The 21374-nt window shown below is 72.5% G+C and carries 13 protein-coding genes; 4 read left to right on the top strand and 9 right to left on the bottom strand.

The genetic code is table 11. The features are described 5' to 3' along the window. Positions 1-18: 18 nt before the first annotated feature. From ABT154_RS01520 to eccD, 6 genes are all read right to left on the bottom strand, one after another. A complete protein-coding gene (locus ABT154_RS01520; protein WP_351851432.1) occupies positions 19-2955 on the bottom strand; it encodes an AAWKG family protein in 2937 nt (978 codons plus the stop codon). Between the two features lie 96 nt (positions 2956-3051). Continuing rightward, positions 3052-3525, bottom strand: a complete 474-nt coding sequence (locus ABT154_RS01515) for a type VII secretion system-associated protein (protein WP_351851430.1) — start codon at positions 3523-3525, stop codon at positions 3052-3054. Between the two features lie 107 nt (positions 3526-3632). Then, positions 3633-3962: a WXG100 family type VII secretion target gene (locus tag ABT154_RS01510; RefSeq protein WP_056565278.1), complete on the bottom strand. Its 330-nt coding sequence runs from the start codon at positions 3960-3962 to the stop codon at positions 3633-3635. Between the two features lie 49 nt (positions 3963-4011). After that, a complete protein-coding gene (locus ABT154_RS01505) occupies positions 4012-4371 on the bottom strand; it encodes a hypothetical protein (protein ID WP_351851427.1) in 360 nt (119 codons plus the stop codon). 254 nt (positions 4372-4625) lie between these two features. Beyond that, on the bottom strand, positions 4626-6158 hold the full coding sequence (eccB, locus tag ABT154_RS01500; protein WP_351851425.1) for a type VII secretion protein EccB: 1533 nt from the start codon (positions 6156-6158) through the stop codon (positions 4626-4628). Positions 6159-6173: 15 nt separating this feature from the next. Then, positions 6174-7580 (bottom strand): type VII secretion integral membrane protein EccD, encoded by a 1407-nt coding sequence (gene eccD, locus ABT154_RS01495; protein WP_351851422.1) that lies wholly within the window; start codon positions 7578-7580, stop codon positions 6174-6176. Positions 7581-7839: 259 nt separating this feature from the next. Here eccD and eccCa point away from each other — a divergent pair, with 259 nt between their 5' ends. Beyond that, complete coding sequence (gene eccCa / locus ABT154_RS01490; protein ID WP_351851420.1) at positions 7840-11952, top strand: type VII secretion protein EccCa; 4113 nt, start codon at positions 7840-7842, stop codon at positions 11950-11952. A 37-nt stretch (positions 11953-11989) separates the two neighbouring features. On the opposite strand, the gene ABT154_RS01485 is transcribed toward eccCa, so the two are convergent. Continuing rightward, on the bottom strand, positions 11990-13210 hold the full coding sequence (locus tag ABT154_RS01485) for a S8 family serine peptidase (protein WP_351851417.1): 1221 nt from the start codon (positions 13208-13210) through the stop codon (positions 11990-11992). Between the two features lie 150 nt (positions 13211-13360). Then, positions 13361-16666: a right-handed parallel beta-helix repeat-containing protein gene (locus ABT154_RS01480; protein WP_351851415.1), complete on the bottom strand. Its 3306-nt coding sequence runs from the start codon at positions 16664-16666 to the stop codon at positions 13361-13363. Positions 16667-17036: 370 nt separating this feature from the next. Here ABT154_RS01480 and ABT154_RS01475 point away from each other — a divergent pair, with 370 nt between their 5' ends. Together ABT154_RS01475 and ABT154_RS01470 are read left to right on the top strand one after the other, a co-directional pair. Further along, positions 17037-18788, top strand: coding sequence for a sensor histidine kinase (locus ABT154_RS01475; RefSeq protein ID WP_351851413.1), 1752 nt, complete (start codon positions 17037-17039; stop codon positions 18786-18788). Positions 18789-18825: 37 nt separating this feature from the next. Further along, positions 18826-19485: a response regulator transcription factor gene (locus ABT154_RS01470; protein WP_351851411.1), complete on the top strand. Its 660-nt coding sequence runs from the start codon at positions 18826-18828 to the stop codon at positions 19483-19485. Between the two features lie 42 nt (positions 19486-19527). Here ABT154_RS01470 and ABT154_RS01465 read toward each other — a convergent pair whose 3' ends face one another. Next, the gene (locus tag ABT154_RS01465; protein WP_351851408.1) at positions 19528-20088 is read right to left on the bottom strand and encodes a MarR family winged helix-turn-helix transcriptional regulator; all 561 of its coding nucleotides are present in this window, start codon (positions 20086-20088) and stop codon (positions 19528-19530) included. 104 nt (positions 20089-20192) lie between these two features. On the opposite strand from ABT154_RS01465, the gene ABT154_RS01460 reads away from it, so the two are divergent. After that, positions 20193-21305 (top strand): ABC-2 transporter permease, encoded by a 1113-nt coding sequence (locus ABT154_RS01460; RefSeq protein ID WP_351851405.1) that lies wholly within the window; start codon positions 20193-20195, stop codon positions 21303-21305. Positions 21306-21374 lie beyond the last annotated feature (69 nt).

The following is a 21374-nucleotide window of genomic DNA, read 5'->3' as shown; positions in this document are numbered from 1 at the left end:
GTACGGGGCTCACCGGGCTCACCGGCCGATCACGCCGGCGACGCCGCCCTCGTCCGTGCCCCAGACGTCCTCGTCCTCGCTGACCCAGGTGGAACGCTCGCGCTCGTCGCTCTGCGTGCCCTGGCCGCCGCCCATGCCGCCGCCGCCCATGGGCGGCATCATCGGCATGCCGCCGGAGGAGGTCGCGGGGCGGCGCAGTGCGGCTGCCTCCTCGGCGGCCAGCTGGGCGGCGCGGGCGCGGCCGGCCGTGGTCTCGCCGGTGGCGGTGGCCCGGAGGCGCTCGGCCCCCGCCGCGCCGCCCCCGCTGGGAGCGCCGGGTGCGCCGAAGCCGTGCCCGAGGGGGTTGTTGGAGAGCAGGGGGATGCGGGGGCCGCCGCCCTGACCGGAGCCGCCGTAGCCCCCGTACCCGCTGTTGGCCAGGCTGTTGGTCTTCTTCTTCTCGTCCGGGTAGTCGTAGTAGTCGTGGTCCCCGAAACGTCCGGTGTTGTTGTTGCGGTTGAGGGAGGAGGGGCCGCCGGTCACGGAGAGGGTGCGGCCGTCGGCGTCCGTGGTGACCGTCCGCCCGTCCGGGAAGGTGATCTTGTGACCGCCGTCCTTGAGCTTCTGGTCGATGGTGCCGTCCGGGTAGCGGGTGGTGGTGGAGCCGTCCGGGTTGTGCTTGGTCTCCGCGCCCGCGTTCCCGCCGAGCGGGTTGAGGTGCTCGGTCTTCTTCTGCCCGTCGGCCTCGGTGGTGGTGTACGTGCCGTCCGGGGCGAGCCGGGTGGAGGAGCCGTCCTTGTACGTGGTGACGACGGTGCCGTCCTTGTCGACCTTGGCCACCGACCCGTCGGCGTACTCGATCGTCGAGGTGTTCTTCCCCAGCTGGGACACGGTCTTGGTGCCGTCCGGGTCGATCGTGGTGACGGTCCCCTGGGGGCTCACGGTGGTCCTGGTGCCGTTGGCGTGGACCGTCGTCGTCGAGCCGTCCTTGTTGAAGGTGGTCGTCGAGCGGTCCGGGTTGTGGACGGTGGAGCCCGGCTGGGGGTGGGTGACCTTCTTGTTGCCGTCGGGGTCGGTCGTGGTGAGGGTGCCGTCGGCGGCGCGGCTCTGGACCGTGCCGTCCTTGTACTGCGTGACGCTGCTGCCGTCCGGGCGGATCGTCGTCCTCGTACCGTCCGGATAGGTGATCGTCTCGCTGCCGTCCCTGTGCAGCACGGTGGTGGAGCCGTCGGGGTTGACCGTGGTGGTCGTGCCGTCGCGGGCGACGGTGGTGGTGGTCCCGTCCTTGTGGGTGGTGGTGCGGGAGCCGTCCTGGTTGTACGAGGTGGTGGAGCCGTCCGGGCCCTTGGTGGTCTTGAGCGGGACGGGCTTGGTCGGGGTGCCGCCGAGGCCGGGCGGCGGGTTCGGGCCGAGCAGCGGCGGGGTCACGCCGGGCGGAGTGATCTCCTTCCGCCCGTCGGGGTAGGTCGTGGTGTACGAGCCGTCGGGGTTGCGGACGATGGTGGTGCCGTCCGGGGTGCGGACGACGTTGCCGCCGTTGCCCCCGTTCGGTGCGTTGGGGTTCAGGAGGGGCGGGGGCGTACCGGTGTCGAGGCCGGGCGGCTTCTTCCCGCCGAGCCCGCCGTCGCCGCCGAGGTTGCCGCCGCTGGAGTTGGGGTCGAGCGTCGGCGGCGGCTTGTCGCCATTTCCGCCGAGTTTGTCCTCCAGCTCGTCCTTCTTCTTGTTGGCCTCGTCCTCCAGGTCCTTCTTTTCCTTGTCGAGGTCCTCTTTCTGCTTCTTCGTCGATTCCTCGAGGAATTTGGCCTTCAGGTCGCTGAAGCCCGTACTGAAGCTGAGGTTCCCGGTCGCGTTCGCCAGGTTGTTGAAGACCTCGTTGAGCAGCTGAGTCTGGGTGTTGGCCGCCGTGTCGATCGTCGCCACGATGGTTTCGACCCAGTGCTTGTAGGCCTCCTGGGCGACCTTCTGCCAGGCCGGTGTCTGAGTGAGGTCACCGTAGAGCGGGTGGTAGATCGTGAAGCCCCCACCGATGTAGAGCTTCTTGCTCCCGGTGATCATGAAGACTCTGTCGAGATTGTTTTCGTTGAGATAAAGGGCGACCTTGTTCACCTCTGCGTTGAGGTGATAGGTGGGGAGATACGTGTTGTACGTCAACTGCTCCCCCGGCGTCGCCGCGTCGATGGTCACCTTGGTCTCGAGCCAGGTGTTCCAGGCCTTCATGAGGGCGTCGGCGGCGTCGTGGATCGCCTTCGCGCACCGGGCGATCTCCTGGCCGATGGAGGATGTCGGGTTGTAGGTCTCGCCGAAGGACAGGGAGACGGGCGTGCCGGTCGGGGTCAGGTCCTTCTTGAGGTCCTTGTACCCGTAGGCCAGGCCGTCGAGCAGCATGCGGAACACGTCGGCGGCCGAGCCCTGCCAGGCGGCGTCCTCGCCCCCGAGGTCCTTGACCCACTTCTCGAGTTCCGCGCCGTAGTCCGTGAAGAACGTCCGGACCTCGTCGAAGGCCTTCCCCGTGGTGATCAGGCTCTTCAGATCGACCACGTCCGTCGACACGATCTGCGGCACGGTCGCGAACTGGTGGGTGAATCCCTCCGTCGTGTGATTCGTCGTGAGGGCGTAGAGGGCGTCACGGTAGCCGCCGTCGAACGCGCCGGCCTTTCCGTTGTCGCTGAAGTCGTTCCCGCCCTCGTTCCAGGGGACGGTGAGCGTGACCTCGAAGTATCCGGTCACCTCGGTGACTTCTTTGTTGAAGTCGTAGAACCGGATGATTCTCTCCAGCGGTCCCGGCGTGACGTTGTCCGCCGCGTTGGTACCGCCCTTCTTCTTGATGGAGGCCCGCAGCCATCCGGCGCCCTCACCCGCCTGGTCCGCCGTGCCGCCGATCTTCCCCACTTCCTCGCGCGTCGGGCCGACGAATCCGGTCAGCTGAGTGGCGAGGTATTCGGCCCACTTCTTCTTGTCTTCTTCGGACGCGGCCATACGGAAGTCGATTCCTTCGGGAGGACGAGCGGGAGAGAGAGGGGGAGAGGGGAGCGGGGAGAGGGGAGAGGGGAGAGGAAGGAGTGAACGGGCCGGTTACGCCGCGGGCCTGGGCGCCATCAGGTCCGAGATGTCCTTCCAGTCGTCCAGGATCTTCGACCCCTCGATGCTGTCGAGGTTGTCCTCCTCGGCCGTCGCCATGTCCGCGATGGTGAAGCCGAGTTCCTGCTTGATCTCCTTGAACAGCTTCAGCTGGTTCGTGAGGATCTCGCCGAGCTTCTCGGAGTTCGTCTGCATGTACGTGACGAAGAGGTTTCCCATGGCCGGGGACTCGGGCTTGGCGTCGTCCAGGGTCAGCTTGCCCAGCTTCGGCCCGTGCGAGGTGATGTTCTCGCCGGGGTTCTTCAGCTTCCGGGCGAGCAGGGGCATCGTCGGACTGGGGCTGGTCGGCGAGGTGCTCGCGATCTCCTCCAGCTTCTTGAGGAACATCGGGATGCCCTGGCCCTCGACGTTGAGGAACCTGGTCAGGCTCTCCTTGTCGAGGTGGGACAGATCCGTACCCTCGGCCATGCTCTCTCTCCCTCGGTCGGTGCGAAGCGGTCACCGCGGCGGTGCCGACGGTCACGGCGCCGCGGGCACTGGGCCGGCGGCGCCGCTGGGGTGGGGCGGGTCAGGAGTTAGGGGACCCGGACGTTCGCCCACTGGTCCGCGCTGCGGTTCTCGTGCTTCTTGTAGATCTCGCTGATCTGGTTCAGCAGCGCGCTGTGGCGGTCCAGGATGCGGCCGAGCTCCTGCGAGGCCGCGTTCCACGCGTCCTGCTTCCCGCCGTACGTGGCGGCGTCCGAGCCCTGCCAGGCGACGCGGAGTCCGGCGAGTTCCTCGTTGAGCGCCTGGACGGTGTTCTGGATCGCCTTCGTCTGCATCCGCATGTCCTCGGCGGCGCGGTCGACGTGCTGGTATTCGACGTGGATGACACCGTCGGACTTGTCGGCGTAGAAGTTGGACATCAAAGGCTCCTCGACGGGGTGGAGGGGAGAGGGGACGGCGGTGGCGGGCTCAGGGGTTGAGCTTGCTCTCGGTGCCCGTGGAGATCGAGGAGCGGCGGGCGGCCTCGATGAAGTCGTTGATCTCGCCCTGTGTACGCGACTGTGCCTGGCCGGTCTCGGTCAGCGTCTGCATCATCTCGCTCATGCTGCGGGTGATGACGTCCACCTGGCCGCTCCACTCGTTCAGCAGGCCCTGGAAGGCGCTGCCGTCGCTGCCGCCGTAGGCCCTGATCAGGCCGCCCATGACGGTCTTGACGTCCTCCTGGGCCCGCCGCACGCCCTCCTTGGCCTGGAAGAGGGCGTTGTAGCCCCGCTGGTTCTCGCTCTGGCTCGAAGTCTGGGTGCTGCCGGGGGGCGGGGGAGTCGCCATGATGGAGTCCTTGTCTGAGGCGCGGACAGTGAAGCGGGGTCAGTGGAGCGGACGGTGGAGCGGGCGTTGCTCTGAGGTGCTGAAGTCGTCTGACGAGAAAGGTGAGTCGAACACTCGTCTAGGCAATCCCCGATGCTAGGGAGACTTTTGTGACGTGTGCAACGACTTCCGGCGTCTTCTGAGCTTCTTCTGATGTTCGTGACCGGATTCGACCGGGCGTTCCTCCGGGAAGATGCCGGACAACCACCCGAGGTTCACCGGCAGTTCGCATCCGAGGACGACGAGCCGTCCGTCCCGGCCGCCGGACCGCCGGCCAGCGCCGCCGTCACGTCGAGCCGCGGCCCGGTGGGCAGCATGTCCAGGAGCCGTGACGGTACGGCCTGGGCGTGGCCGCCCTTCAGCCCCAGCCGCTCCACCGAAGTGGCGTCCGTCAGGCGGTACTTCACGCCGATGTCCGTGACCAGATAGGTCGTGGTGCCGCGCACCCCGCCGCCGGCGCCGAGCGCCTGGACGAGGGCGCCGCCGCCGGGGCGTACCGCGATGCCGTTCACCGGCAGGCAGGCCGACGCGATCCCGGGGCCGGAGGCCGGTTCCGGGAGGCTCCCCGACTCGCTGACCAGCGCGAGCCGGACCAGGGGCACGAGACCCTCGGGCTGGATCTGCGCGCACAGCGCCGACCCGGCGGCGGACCGCGCGGGCGGAGGGGTGGCGGGCCAGTCCGCGGGGACGGCGGAGGAATCCGTCGGGGACGCGGTCGAGGACCCGGCGGCAGCCGTGGCCCCGGCCGGGGGCTTCCCGCCCGGGGCCTGCCTGCGGGTCAGTTCGTCGGCGGTCAGGGTGAGGGCCGTCGGGGCGCCGCCCCGGTACGCCTGGCGGCCGGTGCGGTCGTCGCCGAGGACGAGCGCCGCCGCCAGCGGGGTGAGCGGCCGCAGCCCGGCCTTCTCCAGCAGGAAGTACTGCCGGTCCGTACCCGGCGACGACAGGGCGAAGACCTGGCCCACCCGGGCCGCCGCACCGCCGATCCGCCCCGACTCCGTACCCCTGCCGTCGACCTCGGGGGCCACCAGGTCGGCGCCCGCCGGCAGGCTGTCCAGGAGTGCGGCGGTCACGGGGACGGTGGCGGTGCCGGACCAGCCGAGGGCCTGGAGCGCGCCGTGTCCGCCGATCCGCATCCGGTGGTCGCCCCACAGCAGGTACGTGTTGCCGTCGGGGCCCGCGACGAGCACGCCCTCCCGCTTCCCGGGGAACGCGCCGCCGGTCGCGAAGCCGATCCGCAGCGAGGTGCGGGCCGTCCGGCCGCTGCCGTCAGGGCCGGTGGCCAGCGGCGGGTCGGCGCAGACCTGCCAGGCGCCCTGCTCCAGGTCGCCGGGGCCCGGCAGGGTGTCCGGGGCTCCGGGGATGCCGACGGGGGTGCCGTGGGGCTCGCCGCGCAGGGACTCCGTGGACACGATGACGGGGGCCGGAGCCGTACGGGAGACCAGCCGGGCCGAGGCGTAGTTGAGGACCGGGCGGAGCCGGCCGTCGAGGTACAGGTAGCGGGTGCCCGTCTCCTTCTGCACGATCAGGGCGTTCGTCGTCCGCCACGACTTGGTGCCGGCCGGCGAGATCATCCCGAACAGCAGGAAGCCGACGACGAGGACCACGCCGAGACCGATGCCCCAGGCGAGGCCCCGGTTGGTGCGTCCGACGGGGCTCTCCGGCGCGTCCGGATCCTGCCGCAGCATCCCGCTGACGAGTCGGCCCATGACGAACATATGGGCCTGGACCTGGTCTTTCCTGGACTGCATGGCGGTCCCCCTCGGTCAGCCGGACACGGTGCGCAGGGCGCCGTAGACGCCGAGCACCCAGAGCACCAGCGGGATCAGCGCCACCGCCGCGCAGGTGTGCAGGATGTCCCCGGCCCGCCCCCAGTGCGGCAGGACCCGGCGGCCCGGCACCGTCCAGGACGCGACGGCCGTGGTGCCGGCCAGGGTGAGCAGGACGGCGAGCAGCACCGGCCGGTCGCCGGGGGCGATTCCGGCTCCCACGGTGAGCGCGGCGAGCAGCAGCCCGTAGAGGCCGGGGAGGAAGACCGCCGGGCGCTGCCAGACATTGCCGATGGTGCGGGAGTGCAGCAGCAGGAGCAGGCAGAGCGTTCCCGCCGTGACGAGCGCAGGGGTGCCCGGGTCGTCCAGGAGCAGCGCGGTGAGCACGGCGGCGCAGACCAGGCCGACGGCCGCGTACAGCGCGGTCATCCACTGCTCGGCGTGCGCGGTGCGGCTCACGACGTGCGCGTGCGGATGCGGGTCGATGCCCTCCTGCAGCTCCTCCGCGTTGGAGGGCAGCGCGGGCAGCCGCAGACCGGACAGCCGGAAGGAGATGCCGGGGACGAGACCGCCGACGGCGACCGCGAGCACGGCCACCACGGCGGCGGCGGGCCCGGGGGTCAGGTCCAGGGTCAGCATCAGGGCTCCGCCGACCGCACCGGCCAGGGCGATCACCGCGACCGAGAGCAGCAGCGGGACGAACGCGGCGACCGCGGCGACCGACAGCACGGCGCCGCCCGCGGCGGCGGCGGACGCGGCGAGGACGCGGGCACCGGTCAGCTGCCCGCCGCCGTCGGCCTCACCGGCCGGGAGCAGGGCTCCGGCCAGGGCCAGGAAGGGCGCCACGAACACGCCGAGGGCGGCCCCGGCGGCCGAGTCGCCGACCGCCCGGGAGGCCGCGGCGGCGCCGAACAGCACGAGCAGACCGACGGCGCCGGCGATGGCGGCCCTGGTCGGGGCGTCGCCGCCGGGCAGGGCGCAGACCACCCAGGCGGCGGCGAGCAGCAGGACGGCCGTCGCGCGCAGCGTCCAGCGGCCGGTGCGGGCGGTCCAGCCGTGCGGGCGGTCCCGCATGCTGCCCGCGACGCCGTCGACGAGGTCGTCGAAGTGGAGCGCGGGCAGGGCCTCGACACGAGGCCGCAGATGAAGCGTTTCTCCATCGCGGAGGGACAGCGACTCGGGCGTCCCCTCCTCGTCCAGCGGCTCTTCGCCGAGCCGCTGGAGGACCCAGCCCCCGTGCTCGATCCCCTGCTCCGCCAGCTCCTCGCCCGCGTGGTCGAGGAGGGTCGGCAGAAGATCCGCCAGCGGCACGTCCACGGGGACCGCGAGGTCGAGGAGACGCCGGGGGGCCCTGACCGCGAGCCGGCACAGACCGGGGCTCGATATGCCCGATGTTTCTGTCATGACGGGTGGCCGCACCTCTCCGAGGGGCCGGGGTACCGAAGCTGGGTAGCGCACATTACCTTGGTCAACACGTCAGGTCACAGGGCCCCCGGGCCAGTTGACGCCAGCGCCGCGCCCCCGGCGGCCGGACGGTCCCGGCCCCGCGCGGGGCACGGAAACGGAACCGTACGCCTCCGGAAACGGAACGGAACGAGCCGGCGAACGGATCCCGACGCCCCCGAACGCCCCCGGACGCGATCAGCCCGAGGAGACATCCAGCGTGAGCACCGTCCTCTTCCGCAGGCCCGCCCGACGGCGCGGTCCCGACATGCCCGAGGGCGAACTCGCGCTCCAGGAACCGCCGACGCTCCCGGAAGCGGAACCCAACACCTCGGCGATGTGGACCTATCTGCCGATGGGTCTCACCTCGCTCGCGATGCTCATGATGTTCCTGCGGCCCGGCCAGGCCACCGCCTTCAGCTACATCGCCATCGGACTCATGCTGTTCTCGTCCGTCGCGATGATCCTCGCCCAGCTGATCCGCACCGCCGGCGAACGCAAGCGCAAACTCAAGGGCGAGCGGCGCGACTACCTGCGCTACCTGACCCAGATGCGCCGCCGCATCAGGGTCACCGTCGGCGCCCAGCAGAAGGCCCTGTCCTGGCGCCACCCCGACCCGGACGCCCTGTGGGCCCTGGTCGGCACCAGCCGCCAGTGGGAACGGCGGCCCTCCGACGAGGACTTCGCCGAGGTACGGGTGGCCGTCGGCGACCAGAAACTCGCCGTACGGCTCGCACCCCTCTCCACCAAGCCGGTCGAGGACCTCGAACCGCTGGCCGCGCACGCCCTGCGCAGCTTCATCCGCGCGTACGGCACCGTCCCCGAGCAGCCGATCGCGCTGTATCTGCGGGCGTGGTCGCGCGTGGTGATCCGCGAGGAGGGGGCGGAGCAGGACCCGGGCGGTCCGGGAGGTCCGGGCGGTCCGGGCGGTCCGGGTGTTACGGGTGATCCGGGCGATACGGGTGGTGCGGGCGGTTCGGGCGGCGAGCGCTCCCGCGCCCTGCTGCGGTCCCTCGTCGCCCAGCTCGTCACCTTCCACGCCCCCGAGGAACTCAACATCGCGCTCTGCGTGAGCGACGAGCGCCGTGCCGCCTGGGAATGGCTGAAATGGCTCCCCCACGCCCAGCACGGCTACCAGCGCGACGGCGCCGGCCAGGTCCGGCTCGCCGCCGCCGACTTCCAGTCCCTCGAAGAACTCCTCGGCGTCGACTTCACCCAGCGTCCGCCCTTCGACCCGGAGACCCCGCCGGGCCGCGACGAGCCCTTCACCCTCGTCGTGGTGGACGGCGGCACCGTGCCGGCCGGCCACCGCGTCACCGGCGCCGGCTACCGCAACACCGTGCTCGTCGACCTCGGCGGTGCGCTCGCCTGGAAGGCCGCCCGCGGCACCCTCCGGCTCCGCCTCGACACGGCGGGCCTGCACCTCGTCCGTACCGACCGCGAACGACGAGAACAGGCCACCTTCCTGGGGCGCCCGGACGTGCTCGGACCGGCCGCAGCCCGCGCCCTGGCCGCCCGCCTCTCCCCGTACCGGCTCGGCGGCGGCGCCACCGCGTCCGAGCCCTTCGTCACCGACACCGAACTGACCAGCCTCCTCGGCATCCCCGACCTGCGGCGCCACGAACCCGCCCGGCTCTGGAAGCACCCCGTCGAGGGCCGCGGCCGGCTCCGCGTGCCCATCGCCGTCGGCGAGGACGGCACCCCCGTCGAGCTCGACATCAAGGAGTCCGCCCAGGGCGGCATGGGACCGCACGGCATGCTCATCGGCGCCACCGGCTCCGGCAAGAGCGAGCTGCTGCGCACCCTCGTCCTCGGCCTGGCGCTCACCCACTCCTCCGAGACGCTCAACCTCGTCCTCGTGGACTTCAAGGGCGGCGCGACCTTCCTCGGCATGGACGAGCTGCCGCACACCTCCGCCGTCATCACCAACCTCGCCGACGAGGTCGCGCTCGTCGGCCGCATGCAGGACGCGCTGCACGGCGAACTCATCCGCCGCCAGGAACTGCTGCGCAAGGCCGGGAACTACGCCTCGGTCCTGGAGTACGAGCGCGCCCGCGCCGCCGGCGTCCCGCTCGCGCCGCTGCCCAGCCTGTTCGTCGTCGTCGACGAGTTCAGCGAACTGCTCGCCGCGCACCGCGACTTCATGGAGCTGTTCGTCATGATCGGCCGCCTCGGCCGCTCGCTCGGCGTCCATCTCCTCCTCGCCTCCCAGCGGCTGGAGGAGGGCCGGATGAGCGCCCTGGAGGGACACCTCTCGTACCGCATCGGCCTGCGCACGTTCTCGGCCATCGAGAGCCGGGGGGTCCTCGGCGTCCCCGACGCCTACCACCTGCCCTCGCAGCCCGGCAGCGGCTATCTGAAGAGCGGCGTCGAGGCCCTGACCCGGTTCCGCGCCGCCTATGTGTCCGGGACGTACAAGGCGCCCCGCCGCGGCGCCCGGCGGGAGCAGATCGCCCGCCAGGTGGTCCCCTGGGGCACCGAATGGGTCGTGCCCCACACGCTGCCGGCGGCGCCCGATCCGGAGGAGGCGGCCGAACTCGAAGCGGAGACAGAGGCCGGTTCGGGCTCAGGCTCCGGTTCCGGCTCCGCCATGGAGGAGAGCCTGCTCGGCCTCGCCCTGGAGCGGCTGCGCGACAGCGGTCCCCCCGCCCACCAGGTGTGGCTGCCGCCGCTCGACACCGCGCCCAGCCTCGACGCCCTGCTGCCGCCGCTGACCCCGGACCCCGACCTCGGCCTCACCTCGGCCGGACCCGGCGACCGCGGGCGGCTGCGCGTCCCCGTCGGCCTGGTGGACCGTCCCTTCGAGCAGGTACGCGACCTGCTCACGGTCGACCTCTCCGCCGCCGGCGGCCACGTCGCCGTCGCGGGCGGCCCGCAGAGCGGCAAGAGCACCCTGCTCCGTACCCTGATCTGCTCCCTCGCCCTCACCCACTCGCCCCGCGAAGTGCAGTTCTACTGCCTGGACTTCGGCGGCGGCGCACTCGCCGCGCTCGCCGGGCTGCCGCACGTCGGAGGGGTCGCGGGACGGCTCGACCGGGAGCGGATCGCCCGCACCTTCGCCGAGGTCGTCTCGCTGCTCAACCGCCGCGAACTCTTCTTCCAGGAGCAGGCCATCGACTCGATGACCACCTACCGGAAGCGGCGGGCGGCGGGCGAGTTCCCCGACGAGCCGTTCGGGGACGTCTTCCTCGTGGTGGACGGCTGGTCCACCGTCCGCAGCGACTTCTTCGACGACATGGGCGTCTTCTCCGAGATCGCCTCCCGGGGCCTCAACTACGGCGTCCACCTCGTCATCGCCACCTCCCGCTGGGTGGAGGTCTCCGCCGCCCTCCGCGACCAGATCGGCACCCGCCTCGAACTCCGCATGGGCGACCCCATGGACTCCGCAGTCGACGTCCGCAAGGCCGCCACCGTCCCCGTCTCCCCCGGCCGGGGCCTCAGCCCCGACAAGATGCACTTCCTCACCGCCCTCCCCCGCATCGACGGGCAGGAACGAGCCGAGGACCTGGCGGAGGCGCTCGCCGACCTCGTCGAAGCCGTCGCCGAGAGCTGGGACGCGCCGCCCGCCCCCGCCGTACGCATGCTGCCCACCGAACTGCCCTCGTCCGAGCTCCCCGTCTCCGAGCACCCGCTGCGGATCGCGATCGGACTCGACGAGGCCGAACTCGCACCCGTCTGGCACGACTTCTCCCAGAGCCCGCACCTCTACCTCGTCGGCGACACCGAGAGTGGCAAGACCAGCGCGCTCAAGCTCATCGCCCAGCAGATCATGGCGTCCCACGGCCCGGACGAGGCCAGCTTCCTCGTCGCCGACTACCGCCGCGAACTGATCGAGGCCATCCCGGAGGAGTACCGGCTCGGGCACGCCGTCTCCGCCGACCCGCTGCGCGAGTACGTCGACGGCGCCGCCCGCGCCATGGCCGCCCGGCTGCCCGGGGAGGACATCTCCCCGGCCCGGATGCGCCGCGCCGACTGGTGGAACGGGCCCCGGCTCTTCGTCCTCGTCGACGACTACGAGATGGTCGGCTCGCCCTTCGACGGCCCCTTCGAACCGCTGGTGCCGCACCTGCCGCTCGGTTACGAGATCGGCCTGCACATGATCGTCGCCCGGGCCTCCACGGGCGCGGGCCGGGCCGACCCCCTCGTCCGCAAGATGGGCGAGGTCAACTCCTCGGCGCTGCTGCTGTCCTGCCCGCCGTCGGAGGGCTACCTCCTCGACAACGTCAAGCCCCGCATCCTGCCCCCGGGCCGCGCCCAGAGCGTCGTCCGCCGCAAGACCCGCCTGGTCCACCTGGCCCTGCCGGAACCGGTCCCGGAGGAGGGGGAGGAGTAGGGGCAGGGGTGGGCGATCTACGGGGGATCGCCCGTTCTCACTCGGCCGGGCGGCCCTCGGCGTCCAGGCGGCCCGGCTGCCAGCGGCGCTTGCGGCCCCTGGGCAGGACGACCGCGAGGAAGGCCACGAGCAGGATCGTTCCCGCCGCCACCCCCGTCACCAGATAGGCGGTGGAACGGGCGCCCGCCGTCTCCGGCGGCTCCGGCAGCCGGACCGGGGCCGGGCGCCCGGACGCTCCCGCCGCCCCGTCCGTCCGGGGCGGGTGGGCTCCGGCGGAGACCCCCGAGACGGCCCCGTACGGGTCGAGCGCGGGCAGGTCGCCCGGATACGCGCCCTTGAGCAGCCGTACGCGTACCTCGGCGGCGTTCAGCTCGGGGTGGTACGCCCTGACCAGCGCCGCCGTGCCCGCGGTGACCGCGGCGGCCAGGGACGACCCCGAAGCCGTCCACTTGCCGTCGCCCACCGGCCCCGGGCCCATCAGGGCGCCGCCGGGGGCGGACAGATCGGCGTGCCGGAACGGCGGCGCCGCTGCCGGACGCGTGCCCTGCGGCCCGGTGTCGAGCACCGCGAGGGCGTCGGCCGGGGCCACCGGCGCGGGCGGCGGGGCGGACGAGGAGCCCCGCGGGACACTGTCCGCCGCCGCGGGGACGACCACCAGGGCGTCACGCGCGCGTGCGGCGGCCATCGCCTCGCGCACCCGCCGGTCCGAGCCGTCCAGGGGCGCCGTCACCGTGATGACATCGGCCCCGGCCTCGGCCGCCTCCCGAATTCCGGCGGCCAGCCGGGCGGGGTCGGGCTCACCGCGCTCACCGGTACCCCGTACGGCCAGGACGCGGGCCTCCGGGGCCACCCCCGAGAAACCCTGACCGGGAAGGGCCGCCCCGGCCGCCAGCCCGGCCTGGAACGTCCCCCGGCCCACACAGTCCTTCCCGGCCGCGCCCAGCGCCTCGACCCGGCCCCGCAGCACGGCCGCGTCGTCGCTCACGCCCGTGCCGACGACCGCCACCGTCACCCCGCGCCCCCGGGACAGACGCCAGACCTGGTCGAGGCCCAGCAGATCGCGCGTCCAGGGGGCCGCCGCCGTGACCGTGCCCCGTACCTTCGTGCAGGCCTGGTCCGGGGCGAGCCGCTCGGGCACGCCGGGGAGCGCGGTGCCACCACCGTCCGCCCCGGCCGCCACGGCGAGGGGAGCCGGACCGGCGGCGAGGAGGGCGGTGCACAGGAACAGGCCGGTGCGCAGACTCGTACGGCGACGCATGGACGTCCTCGGTCCTCGGTTCGGGCCACCCCTAGGGGTGGGACTGGTCGCGTGCGACGGGGGGCGCGGGCGACCGCGCGTACCCCTGAGGCCAACCGGCCCCGGGTCAGGGTTCCCTGGTCGGGTCTCCCCGGGGCGGACTCACCCCGGTCAGGGTTCCCTGAGGTCCTGCGGCAGCAGCAGCCGCAGGTCGTCCAGGCTCGGCGCCGCCACCGAGCTGAGCCGGCGGGCCTGCCGGGTCATCATCGCCTCAAGGGTCTGGCGGGCCAGACGGGCGTTGCCGAAGGTACGGCCGCGCGGGATCGCCTCGAAGTGGTCCCGCAGCTCCGACGCCGTACCCGGAGCGCACTCGTACCCGTTGTCGACCGCGTGCCGGCGGACGATCGTGACGAGCTCGTCCGAGGAGTAGTTCGGGAACTCGACATGCCGGGTGAAACGGGAGGCCAGACCGGGGTTGGAGTTGAGGAAACGGTCCATCTCCTCCGTGTAACCCGCCACGATCACCACCACCTCGTCGCGGTGGTCCTCCATCAGCTTCAGGAGCGTGTCCACCGCCTCCTGGCCGAAGTCGGAGGAGGCACCGCCGCCGGGCGTCAGCGTGTACGCCTCGTCGACGAACAGCACCCCGCCGAGCGCCCGCTGGAACACCTCCTTGGTCAGCTGCGCCGTGTGCCCCACGTACCGCCCGACGAGATCCGCCCGCGCCACCTCGACGAGCTGCCCGCGCGGCAGCACCCCGAGCGACGCCAGGAGCTCGCCGTACAGCCGGGCCACCGTGGTCTTTCCGGTGCCGGGCGGACCGGCGAAGACCAGGTGGTTGCTGATGCGCGGCGCGGGAAGCCCCGCCGCCGCCCGGCGGCGGGCCGTCGCGAGCAGGTTGACGAGGTCGCTCACCTCGCGCTTGACCGCCGTCAGACCGGTCAGCGCGTCCAGCCGCAGCAGCGGGTCCTGGTCGTCGCCGGACGCCGCCGGGGCCGGCGGGAGGCCGACGTCCTCGGCGGTCAGCAGCGTCAGATCCCGCTCGTCGACGTCCCCGCGCGCGGCGAGCCGGGACGCCTGCCGGTCCACCATCTCCTCGAAGACCTTCCGCGCGGTACGGCCGTTTCCGAACCCGGCGTCGCGCGGCATCCGCTCGAAGTGGGCGTGCAGCGTCGAACGGGCCTCGCCGTCCAGCTCGTAGCGGTGCGCGGAACACATCCGCTCCACGATCGTGACCAGCTCCCCCGACGTGTAGTCGGAGAACTCCACACTGCGGGTGAAACGCGAGGCCAGACCGGGGTTGGAGGCCAGGAAGTCCGTCATCTCCTTCGGATATCCGGCCGCCACCACCACGACGTCCTCGCGGTGGTCCTCCATCAGCTTCACCAGCGTGTCGATCGCCTCACGGCCGAAGTCCGCGCCCGAACCGGCCGAGTCGGACAGCAGCGTGTACGCCTCGTCGACGAACAGCACCCCGCCGAGCGCCTTCTTGAACGTCTCCGTCGTCTTGATCGCCGTACCACCGACGATCTGCGCGACCAGATCCGCCCGCGACACCTCCACCAGATGACCCGAGCGCAGCACACCGAGCGACGCCAGGATCGACCCGTACAGCCGCGCCACCGTCGTCTTGCCGGTACCCGGCGGGCCCGCGAAGACCAGATGCCGGCTCATCGGCGGCGCGGGCATCCCCAGACCGGCCCTGCGCTGCGCCATCCGGTTCAGGTTGATCAGCGTCAGGACCTGGTCCTTGACGTCGTCGAGGCCGATCAGCGACTGGAGTTCGGCGACCGCGCCGCCCTCCCCGTCCTCGCCGCCGCCCGCCACGACCGCCCCGCCGGGAAGCCGCCCGTCACCCGCCGCCTCCGCGTCGGCGACACTGCCCCAGGCGTCCGGCGCGCCGTTGTCGACGCTCGTCAGCTGCTCCACCGCGAGCCGGTCCCCGGCCACCGCCTGACGCAGCCCGCTGCCCGTGTTGTCCCGTACGACACAGCCGATCACCGACACCGGATCGGGGCCCTCCACCCGTACCCCGTCGGCTCCGGACCCGGTCACCTCGCAGGAGTTGAGCGAGGCCCTCGCGCCCGCCGCGACCAGCACCCCGTACTCGCCCGAGTCCCACACCCGCGACCGGGCGGCCGTCAGATCCCCCTGCTCCTCGACCCGCACACCCACGGCCGGGCACTCGCTCACCTCGGTGTCGCGGAGGGTCACCGCGCCGAGCGCGCCCACCACCACACCGGAGCCCTTCGCGGCCCGCACCCGGCCCTGGCCGACGTACAGGCTCGCGTGCCCCGACACATGCAGACCCGCGCCCTCGCACTCCTCGACCCGGCACTCCTCAAGCCTGCCGCGGCCGTCCGCGACGACCTCCACCCCGTGCCCCGCCGAACGCGTCACTGTGACGCGGCGCAGCAGCGGATTCGCGCTCGCCCGGACCAGTACCCCACTGCCGCCGCTGCCGCTCACCTCCAGGCGGTCGACCTCCGCGACGGAGTTCTCCTCCAGGAGCACCCCGATCCGCTCCGGGTCGCGGACGGTGGTCCCGGTGAGCACCGGGGACGAGAAGTCGGTCACCCGGATCGCCGCGTCCCGGGCGGAGCCGAACACGCACTCCTCGAACAGGCCGCGGCTCCGCTCCGTCACCAGCAGCCCGTGCCCCGCGGTCCGGTCCGTACGGCAGCGGCGCAGGGTGGGCGCGGAACCGGAACCGACGACGAAACCGTGCCCGGTGGTGTTCCGTACGGTCACGTCCTCGATCAGGGTCGTGCCCGTGGTGTTCACGAAGACGCCCACCACGGAGTCCGCCACCGTCGAACGCGTCACGGTGACGCTGCTCTCCTCCTCGGCGGCGACCCCCGGCTTGTCCGTGGCCGAGATCTCGCACTCCTCCACGCGCACGTCCGCGCGCCCGTTGGCCAGGACGCCGTTGCCGCGCGCGTCACGGAGGCGCCCCGAGCGCACCGACACCCGGCCCTGCTCGCCGGCGACGACGGCGGAGGTGCCGAGGTGCTCGACGACGCACTCCTCGAGCAGGCTCTCGGTCGCCGAAGTGGTCACCACTCCGGCGCCCTTGGGGTTCTCGACCCGGCACTGGCGCACCGCGAGCGAACCGGAACCACGGGCGAACAGCGCGGCCCAGGAGGCCCCGTACACGTCGCACCGGTCGAGCAGGAGCTGCCCGCGCGGTACGTCCACCACGGGGAGTTCCTCGTCGTGGCCGCGCAGCACCAGGGAGTTCACCATGGCGGAGTCGCAGGCCAGGGTCAGCGCGGAGCCGCGCCGGGGCGCGAGCTCCACGGTGCCCCGGCCCTCCGTGGTGGTCAGCGTCAGGGAGGTCGCGAGGGTCAGGCTCTCCTCGTAACGTCCGGGAGCGACGCTGATGACGGCACCGGTACGGGCCACCCGGAGGGCCTCGGCGATGGTGCGGCAGTCGCCCGTCCCGTCCTGGGCGACGGTGAGCAGCTGGCGTGACACGTTCTGACCTCCAGGGCGCCCCGATGTCGTTCCGCCGTGCAGCGTCCGATCGCTTCGGGACGTGTGGAACTGATGTGCCCATCATGCCTGTCGGGGCGGACGGCCCGCCAGCGCCTTCGGGTGCCCGGGGTGCCGCTCCGCTGCGACTTTTGTCGCCGCGGGGCGCGACGAAAGGGGGAAGCCGGGCGGTGGGGCGGGTGCCTAGGGTGCGAGCGTGGACGCTATGTCGAAGTCGGGAACGAAGACGAAACCGGGTCCGGGGCTGGAGCCGGGTCCGGAGCCGAGGCCGGAACCGGAGAGCCGTGGGCTCGGGCTCGGGGTCGGGGTCGGGCGTGGGCGTGGGTCCGGGGCCCGGGGGCGGGTCGCCGGGATGAGGGACGCGGTCGTCGCTGCGTGGACCTGGTTCGCCGTGCCGGGGCAGTGGTCGGGGCGCAGGACCACGGGTGAGCTGGCGCTCGCCTCCGTCCTCGCGCTGCTCGGCGCCGGGACCGAGGACCTCCTCGGCGGCGAGGGCTGGCGTCTCGCCGGGATCGCCGCTGCCTCGGCCGTGCTGTCCCTGGCGCGGCGCCGACTGCCCGCGAGCGTGCTCGTCCTGACCGCCGGGCTCGCGCCCTTCCTGTCCGGCCTCGGACCGTTGCTGCTCGTGGTCGGCTGGTCGTCGGGGCGGTACATCGCGGGCGTCGGGCGGGCGCTCACCGCGTTCATCGCGGCCTTCGTCCTGAACGTCGGAGGGACGCTCCTGGGCGTCTGGGAACCGCAGCGGATGCTTTCCGTCTCGGTCATGGCGACCCTCTACTACCTGGGCACCACCCTGGCGCCGGGGCTGGCGCACCGGTACTGGACCCAGCGGCGGACCCTGCTGCACGCGCTCCAGGAGCGCAACGCGCAGCTGATGCGGGAGCGGACCATGGTGGTCTGGCAGGCGCGGCTGCGGGAGCGGCAGCGCATCGCCCAGGACATGCACGACAGCCTCGGGCACCAGCTGGCTCTGATAGCCGTGCACACGGGCGCCCTTGAGGTGGACCGTGAGCTGAGCGAGCGGCAGCGCGAGGTGGTGGGCGTCCTGCGGAACGCGTCGGTGACGGCGATGCACGAGCTGCGGGAGGTCGTCGGGATACTCCGGGACGGCGTCGAGGCCGTCGACGGATCGGCGGCGGCCGGGGGGCCCGCGCGGGCCGGGGACGAGACGGGCCGCGCCGCACGGGGCATCGCGGGCATCGAAGGGCTCGTGGAGTCGGCGCGGGCGGCCGGCACCGCGGTGGGGCTCCGGCGGTCGGGGGCGGAGCGGCCGTTGGCGCCGGCCGCCGACCACGCCGCGTACCGGATCGTGCAGGAGGCCCTGACCAACGCCTACAAGTACGCGCCGGGGACACCGATCGGCGTCGAACTGCGCTACGAACCGGACACCTTCGTCGTGGAGGTCGTCAACGAGCAGCCCACGGAAGGCCCGTCGAAGGACGTGGTGAGCGGTGGTCAGGGACTGACCGGCCTCGCCGAGCGGGCCCGCCTGGTGGGCGGCATGTGCCACGCGGGCCCGGCCGACGGCGGCGGGTTCCGGGTCGCCGGGATGCTGCCGTACGGGGCTGCGCCCGTCGCCGAGGCGGCACCTTTGGTCGATGCCGCCGACGACTTCCGGCAGCAGTCCACGAAGCCGCTGGTGGGCGATGGTCGTCCGGTCGTGGTCGGACCGACCGACTGGACGTTCACGGAGCGGGAGCTCGCTATGGCGGTGCGTGGGGGCAGGAGCAGGAGCACGGGTGGCTCGGTCGCCCTGGGGTGTGGGATCGCGTTCGCGGCGCTCGTCCTGCTCGTGGTCGCGGCGGGCTTCGGCCTCTTCTTCCTCATGGGTGCGGTGGAGAAGGGGATGATCGAGCCCGAGCAGTACGACGCGGTGGACGTCGGGATGGCGGAGAAGGAGGTTCGCGATCTGCTTCCCTCGGGTGACACCATCGCCACGGCGGGCCTCAGCGGCAAGGGACCGGCGTGGCCGACGGGGGCGGAGTGCCTGGTGCTGATGTCCACGCAGTTCAGCGAGGACATGAACAAGGAGCCCGTCTTCCGGTTCTGCTTCAAGGACGGCAAGCTGATCGAGAAGAAGGCGTACGAGGTCGAGGCGCGGTAGCGCCCGGCGGCTCGTACCGGAGCGTGGGGGAACAGCTGTGGCAGGGCAGCCCATCAGGGTCGTGATCGCCGACGACGAGCCTCTGATCAGGGCGGGGATCAGGATGATCCTCAACTCGGACCAGGAGATCGCGGTGGTCGGCGAGGCGGCCGACGGGCGGGAGGCGGTCGAGGCGGCCCGCGCGCACGCGGCGGACGTGGTGCTGCTGGACATCCAGATGCCGGTGCTGGACGGTCTCTCCGCGCTGCCGGAGCTGCGCAGGGCGGCCCCGGCGGCCCGGGTGATCATCCTGACGACGTTCGGTGAGCGGGAGAACGTCCTGCGGGCGCTGGAGCACGGCGGGGCGGGGTTCCTGCTCAAGGACACGGCACCGGCGGAGCTGATCCGGGCGGTGCGGGCCGCCGCGGCGGGGGACGCGTATCTGTCTCCCGCGGCGACCCGGCACGTGGTGGAGCGGCTCGCCTCGGGCCGGGAGGCGGCCCGCGCGGAGGCGGCACGCGGTCGGGTGGCGGGCCTCAGCGAGAAGGAACGCGATGTGCTGGCGCTGCTGGGGGAGGGCCTCTCCAACGCGGACGCGGGAAGACGACTGCACATGAGCGAGGCCACGGTGAAGACGTATGTGAGCCGGATCCTGTCCAAGCTGGACTGCGAGAACAGGGTGCAGGCGGCACTGCTCGCGAGGGACGCGGGGCTGTAGGGGCGGGGCGGGGGCCACCCCGGCGTCGACGTCGGCGGCGGGTCAGCGGGGGGTGGGGCCCGGAGGGTCGCCCGCGTCCTGCACGTCGCCAGCGCCCAGCGGGTTCCACTGCGTGCCTGCCGTGCCCGCCGTGCCCGCCGTGCCTGCCGTGCCCGCCGTGCCCGCCGTGTTGTCCGCGTTGTAGCGGAGGAGGTACGTGGCGAAGCGGGCGAGGTCGTCGGCCGACCAGTCCTTCAGACGCTCCTGGTAGGCCGCGAGGCGGCTCGTCTGGGCCGTGGCGAGGGCGGCGGTGCCCGCTTCGGTGGGGTGCAGGACGTGCACCCGGTGGTCGTCGGGCGCGGGCCGGCGCTCGACCAGGCCCAGCTTCTCCAGAGCGGCGACCTGGCGGCTGACCGTCGACTTGTCCAGCAGGTAGTGGGCGGCGAGATCGGTGGCGCGGCAGCCGCGCTGCGCCTCGATGTGGGCGAGCAGGGTGTAGGAGACCAGCGGGAGTTCGGGGTGGACCCGGGCCGCCGCCGCGCGGGCGCGGCGGGCGAAGGCCGTCAGTTCGCGCTGGATGACATCCACGGACGCCTCGCGGGGTGGCTGTGCGCCGCCGGTCATGGTGGGCTCCCTCGTCGTCGTGCGGACACCGTTCGTCCGTCACGCGCTTTCGGTTGTATAGTACAACGGTTCTTTAGTTGTAAAAGCCAACCAAGGAGGCCTCGGTGTCAGCAGGGCCGAACACCACCGGTGCGTTGCGGCATGTCCTGGGGCATCTGCTCACCCCGTTGCTGATGTGCGTCGGCATGGGACTCGCCTACCTCGGCGCCTTCCACGCGCCCGCACCCCACGATCTGCGTGTCGACGTCGTGGGCTCGGGGCCCGCCGCCCAGGTCCTCGCGCAGACGCTCCATGACAAGGGCGACGGTGCCCTGGACGTCCGCACCGTCGCCGACCGGGCCACCGCCGTCACCGCGCTCCGCGAGCAGGACAGCTTCGGTGCCTACGTACCCGGCGAGAAGCCCGAACTGCTGGTGGCCTCGGCCTCCTCCGACACCAGCGCCATCGCCGTGGAGAAGGTGTTCACGAAGGTCGCCGCCGCGCAGGACGCCCCGCTCAAGGTCACCGACGTCGTCCCCGTGGCCTCCGGCGACCCCACGGGCCAGGGCGTCTTCTTCCTGCTGGTCGCGCTGAGCATCGGCGCGTACGCCTCGGTCGCCGTCATCGGCGGAGCCGGAGCCGTACTCCCCATGCGGATCAGGGTCCTGCTCGCGGCCGGCATGTCGCTCGTCGTCAGCCTGATCGGCACGGCGTTCGCCGGGCCGGTGTTCCATCTGGTCGACCAGGGACTCGGCGGGGTGTGGGCGATGTCCTGGCTGTACGCGGCGGGCATCCTGCTCGTGGGAGTCGGCCTCCACACCTTCCTGCGCCGCTGGACCACGCTCGGCGTGATGGTGCTCTTCGTGATGCTCAACTTCACGAGCTCCGGCGGCATCTACCGGCCGGAACTCCAGCCCGGCTTCTTCGGCGCGTTGCACTCCTTCTGGAACGGCGCGGGCTTCGTCGAGGGCGTACGCGGTCATGTGTACTTCGACGGGCACGCCGTGGGCGGCCATGTTCTGGTCCTCTCCTTCTGGTTCCTCGTGGGTGCGGCCCTGGTCGTCGCCGCCGGACTCACGGAGTTCAGGCGGGCGAAGGCGACGGGGCAGCCGAGGGGACAAGCGCCGGGGGCACCGGCACCGGCACCGGCACCGGCGCGGGCACCGGCGCGGGCGCGGGCGAAGGCCGAGGCCGAGGCGGAGACGGAGGAGGAGATGGAGGAGACGGTGGCGGTCTGAGGACGCCTCTCCGGGAGTTGTCCACAGGGCCCGGCGGAGGTTGTCCACAGGGGGAGACGGCCTCTCGGC

The sequence above is a fragment of the Streptomyces sp. NPDC001728 genome, from assembly GCF_040297565.1.
Classification (GTDB): Bacteria; Actinomycetota; Actinomycetes; order Streptomycetales; family Streptomycetaceae; genus Streptomyces.
This window is presented reverse-complemented; position numbering and strand designations above follow the sequence as displayed.

What these genes read in the sequence shown, in the direction of transcription:
- ABT154_RS01520 (WP_351851432.1), bottom strand. Translation starts at nt 2,955, where the DNA reads ATGGCCGCGTCCGAAGAAGACAAGAAGAAGTGGGCCGAATACCTCGCC.
- ABT154_RS01515 (WP_351851430.1), bottom strand. Translation starts at nt 3,525, where the DNA reads ATGGCCGAGGGTACGGATCTGTCCCACCTCGACAAGGAGAGCCTGACC.
- ABT154_RS01510 (WP_056565278.1), bottom strand. Translation starts at nt 3,962, where the DNA reads ATGTCCAACTTCTACGCCGACAAGTCCGACGGTGTCATCCACGTCGAA.
- ABT154_RS01505 (WP_351851427.1), bottom strand. Translation starts at nt 4,371, where the DNA reads ATGGCGACTCCCCCGCCCCCCGGCAGCACCCAGACTTCGAGCCAGAGC.
- eccB (WP_351851425.1), bottom strand. Translation starts at nt 6,158, where the DNA reads ATGCAGTCCAGGAAAGACCAGGTCCAGGCCCATATGTTCGTCATGGGC.
- eccD (WP_351851422.1), bottom strand. Translation starts at nt 7,580, where the DNA reads ATGACAGAAACATCGGGCATATCGAGCCCCGGTCTGTGCCGGCTCGCG.
- ABT154_RS01485 (WP_351851417.1), bottom strand. Translation starts at nt 13,210, where the DNA reads ATGCGTCGCCGTACGAGTCTGCGCACCGGCCTGTTCCTGTGCACCGCC.
- ABT154_RS01475 (WP_351851413.1), top strand. Translation starts at nt 17,037, where the DNA reads ATGAGGGACGCGGTCGTCGCTGCGTGGACCTGGTTCGCCGTGCCGGGG.
- ABT154_RS01465 (WP_351851408.1), bottom strand. Translation starts at nt 20,088, where the DNA reads ATGACCGGCGGCGCACAGCCACCCCGCGAGGCGTCCGTGGATGTCATC.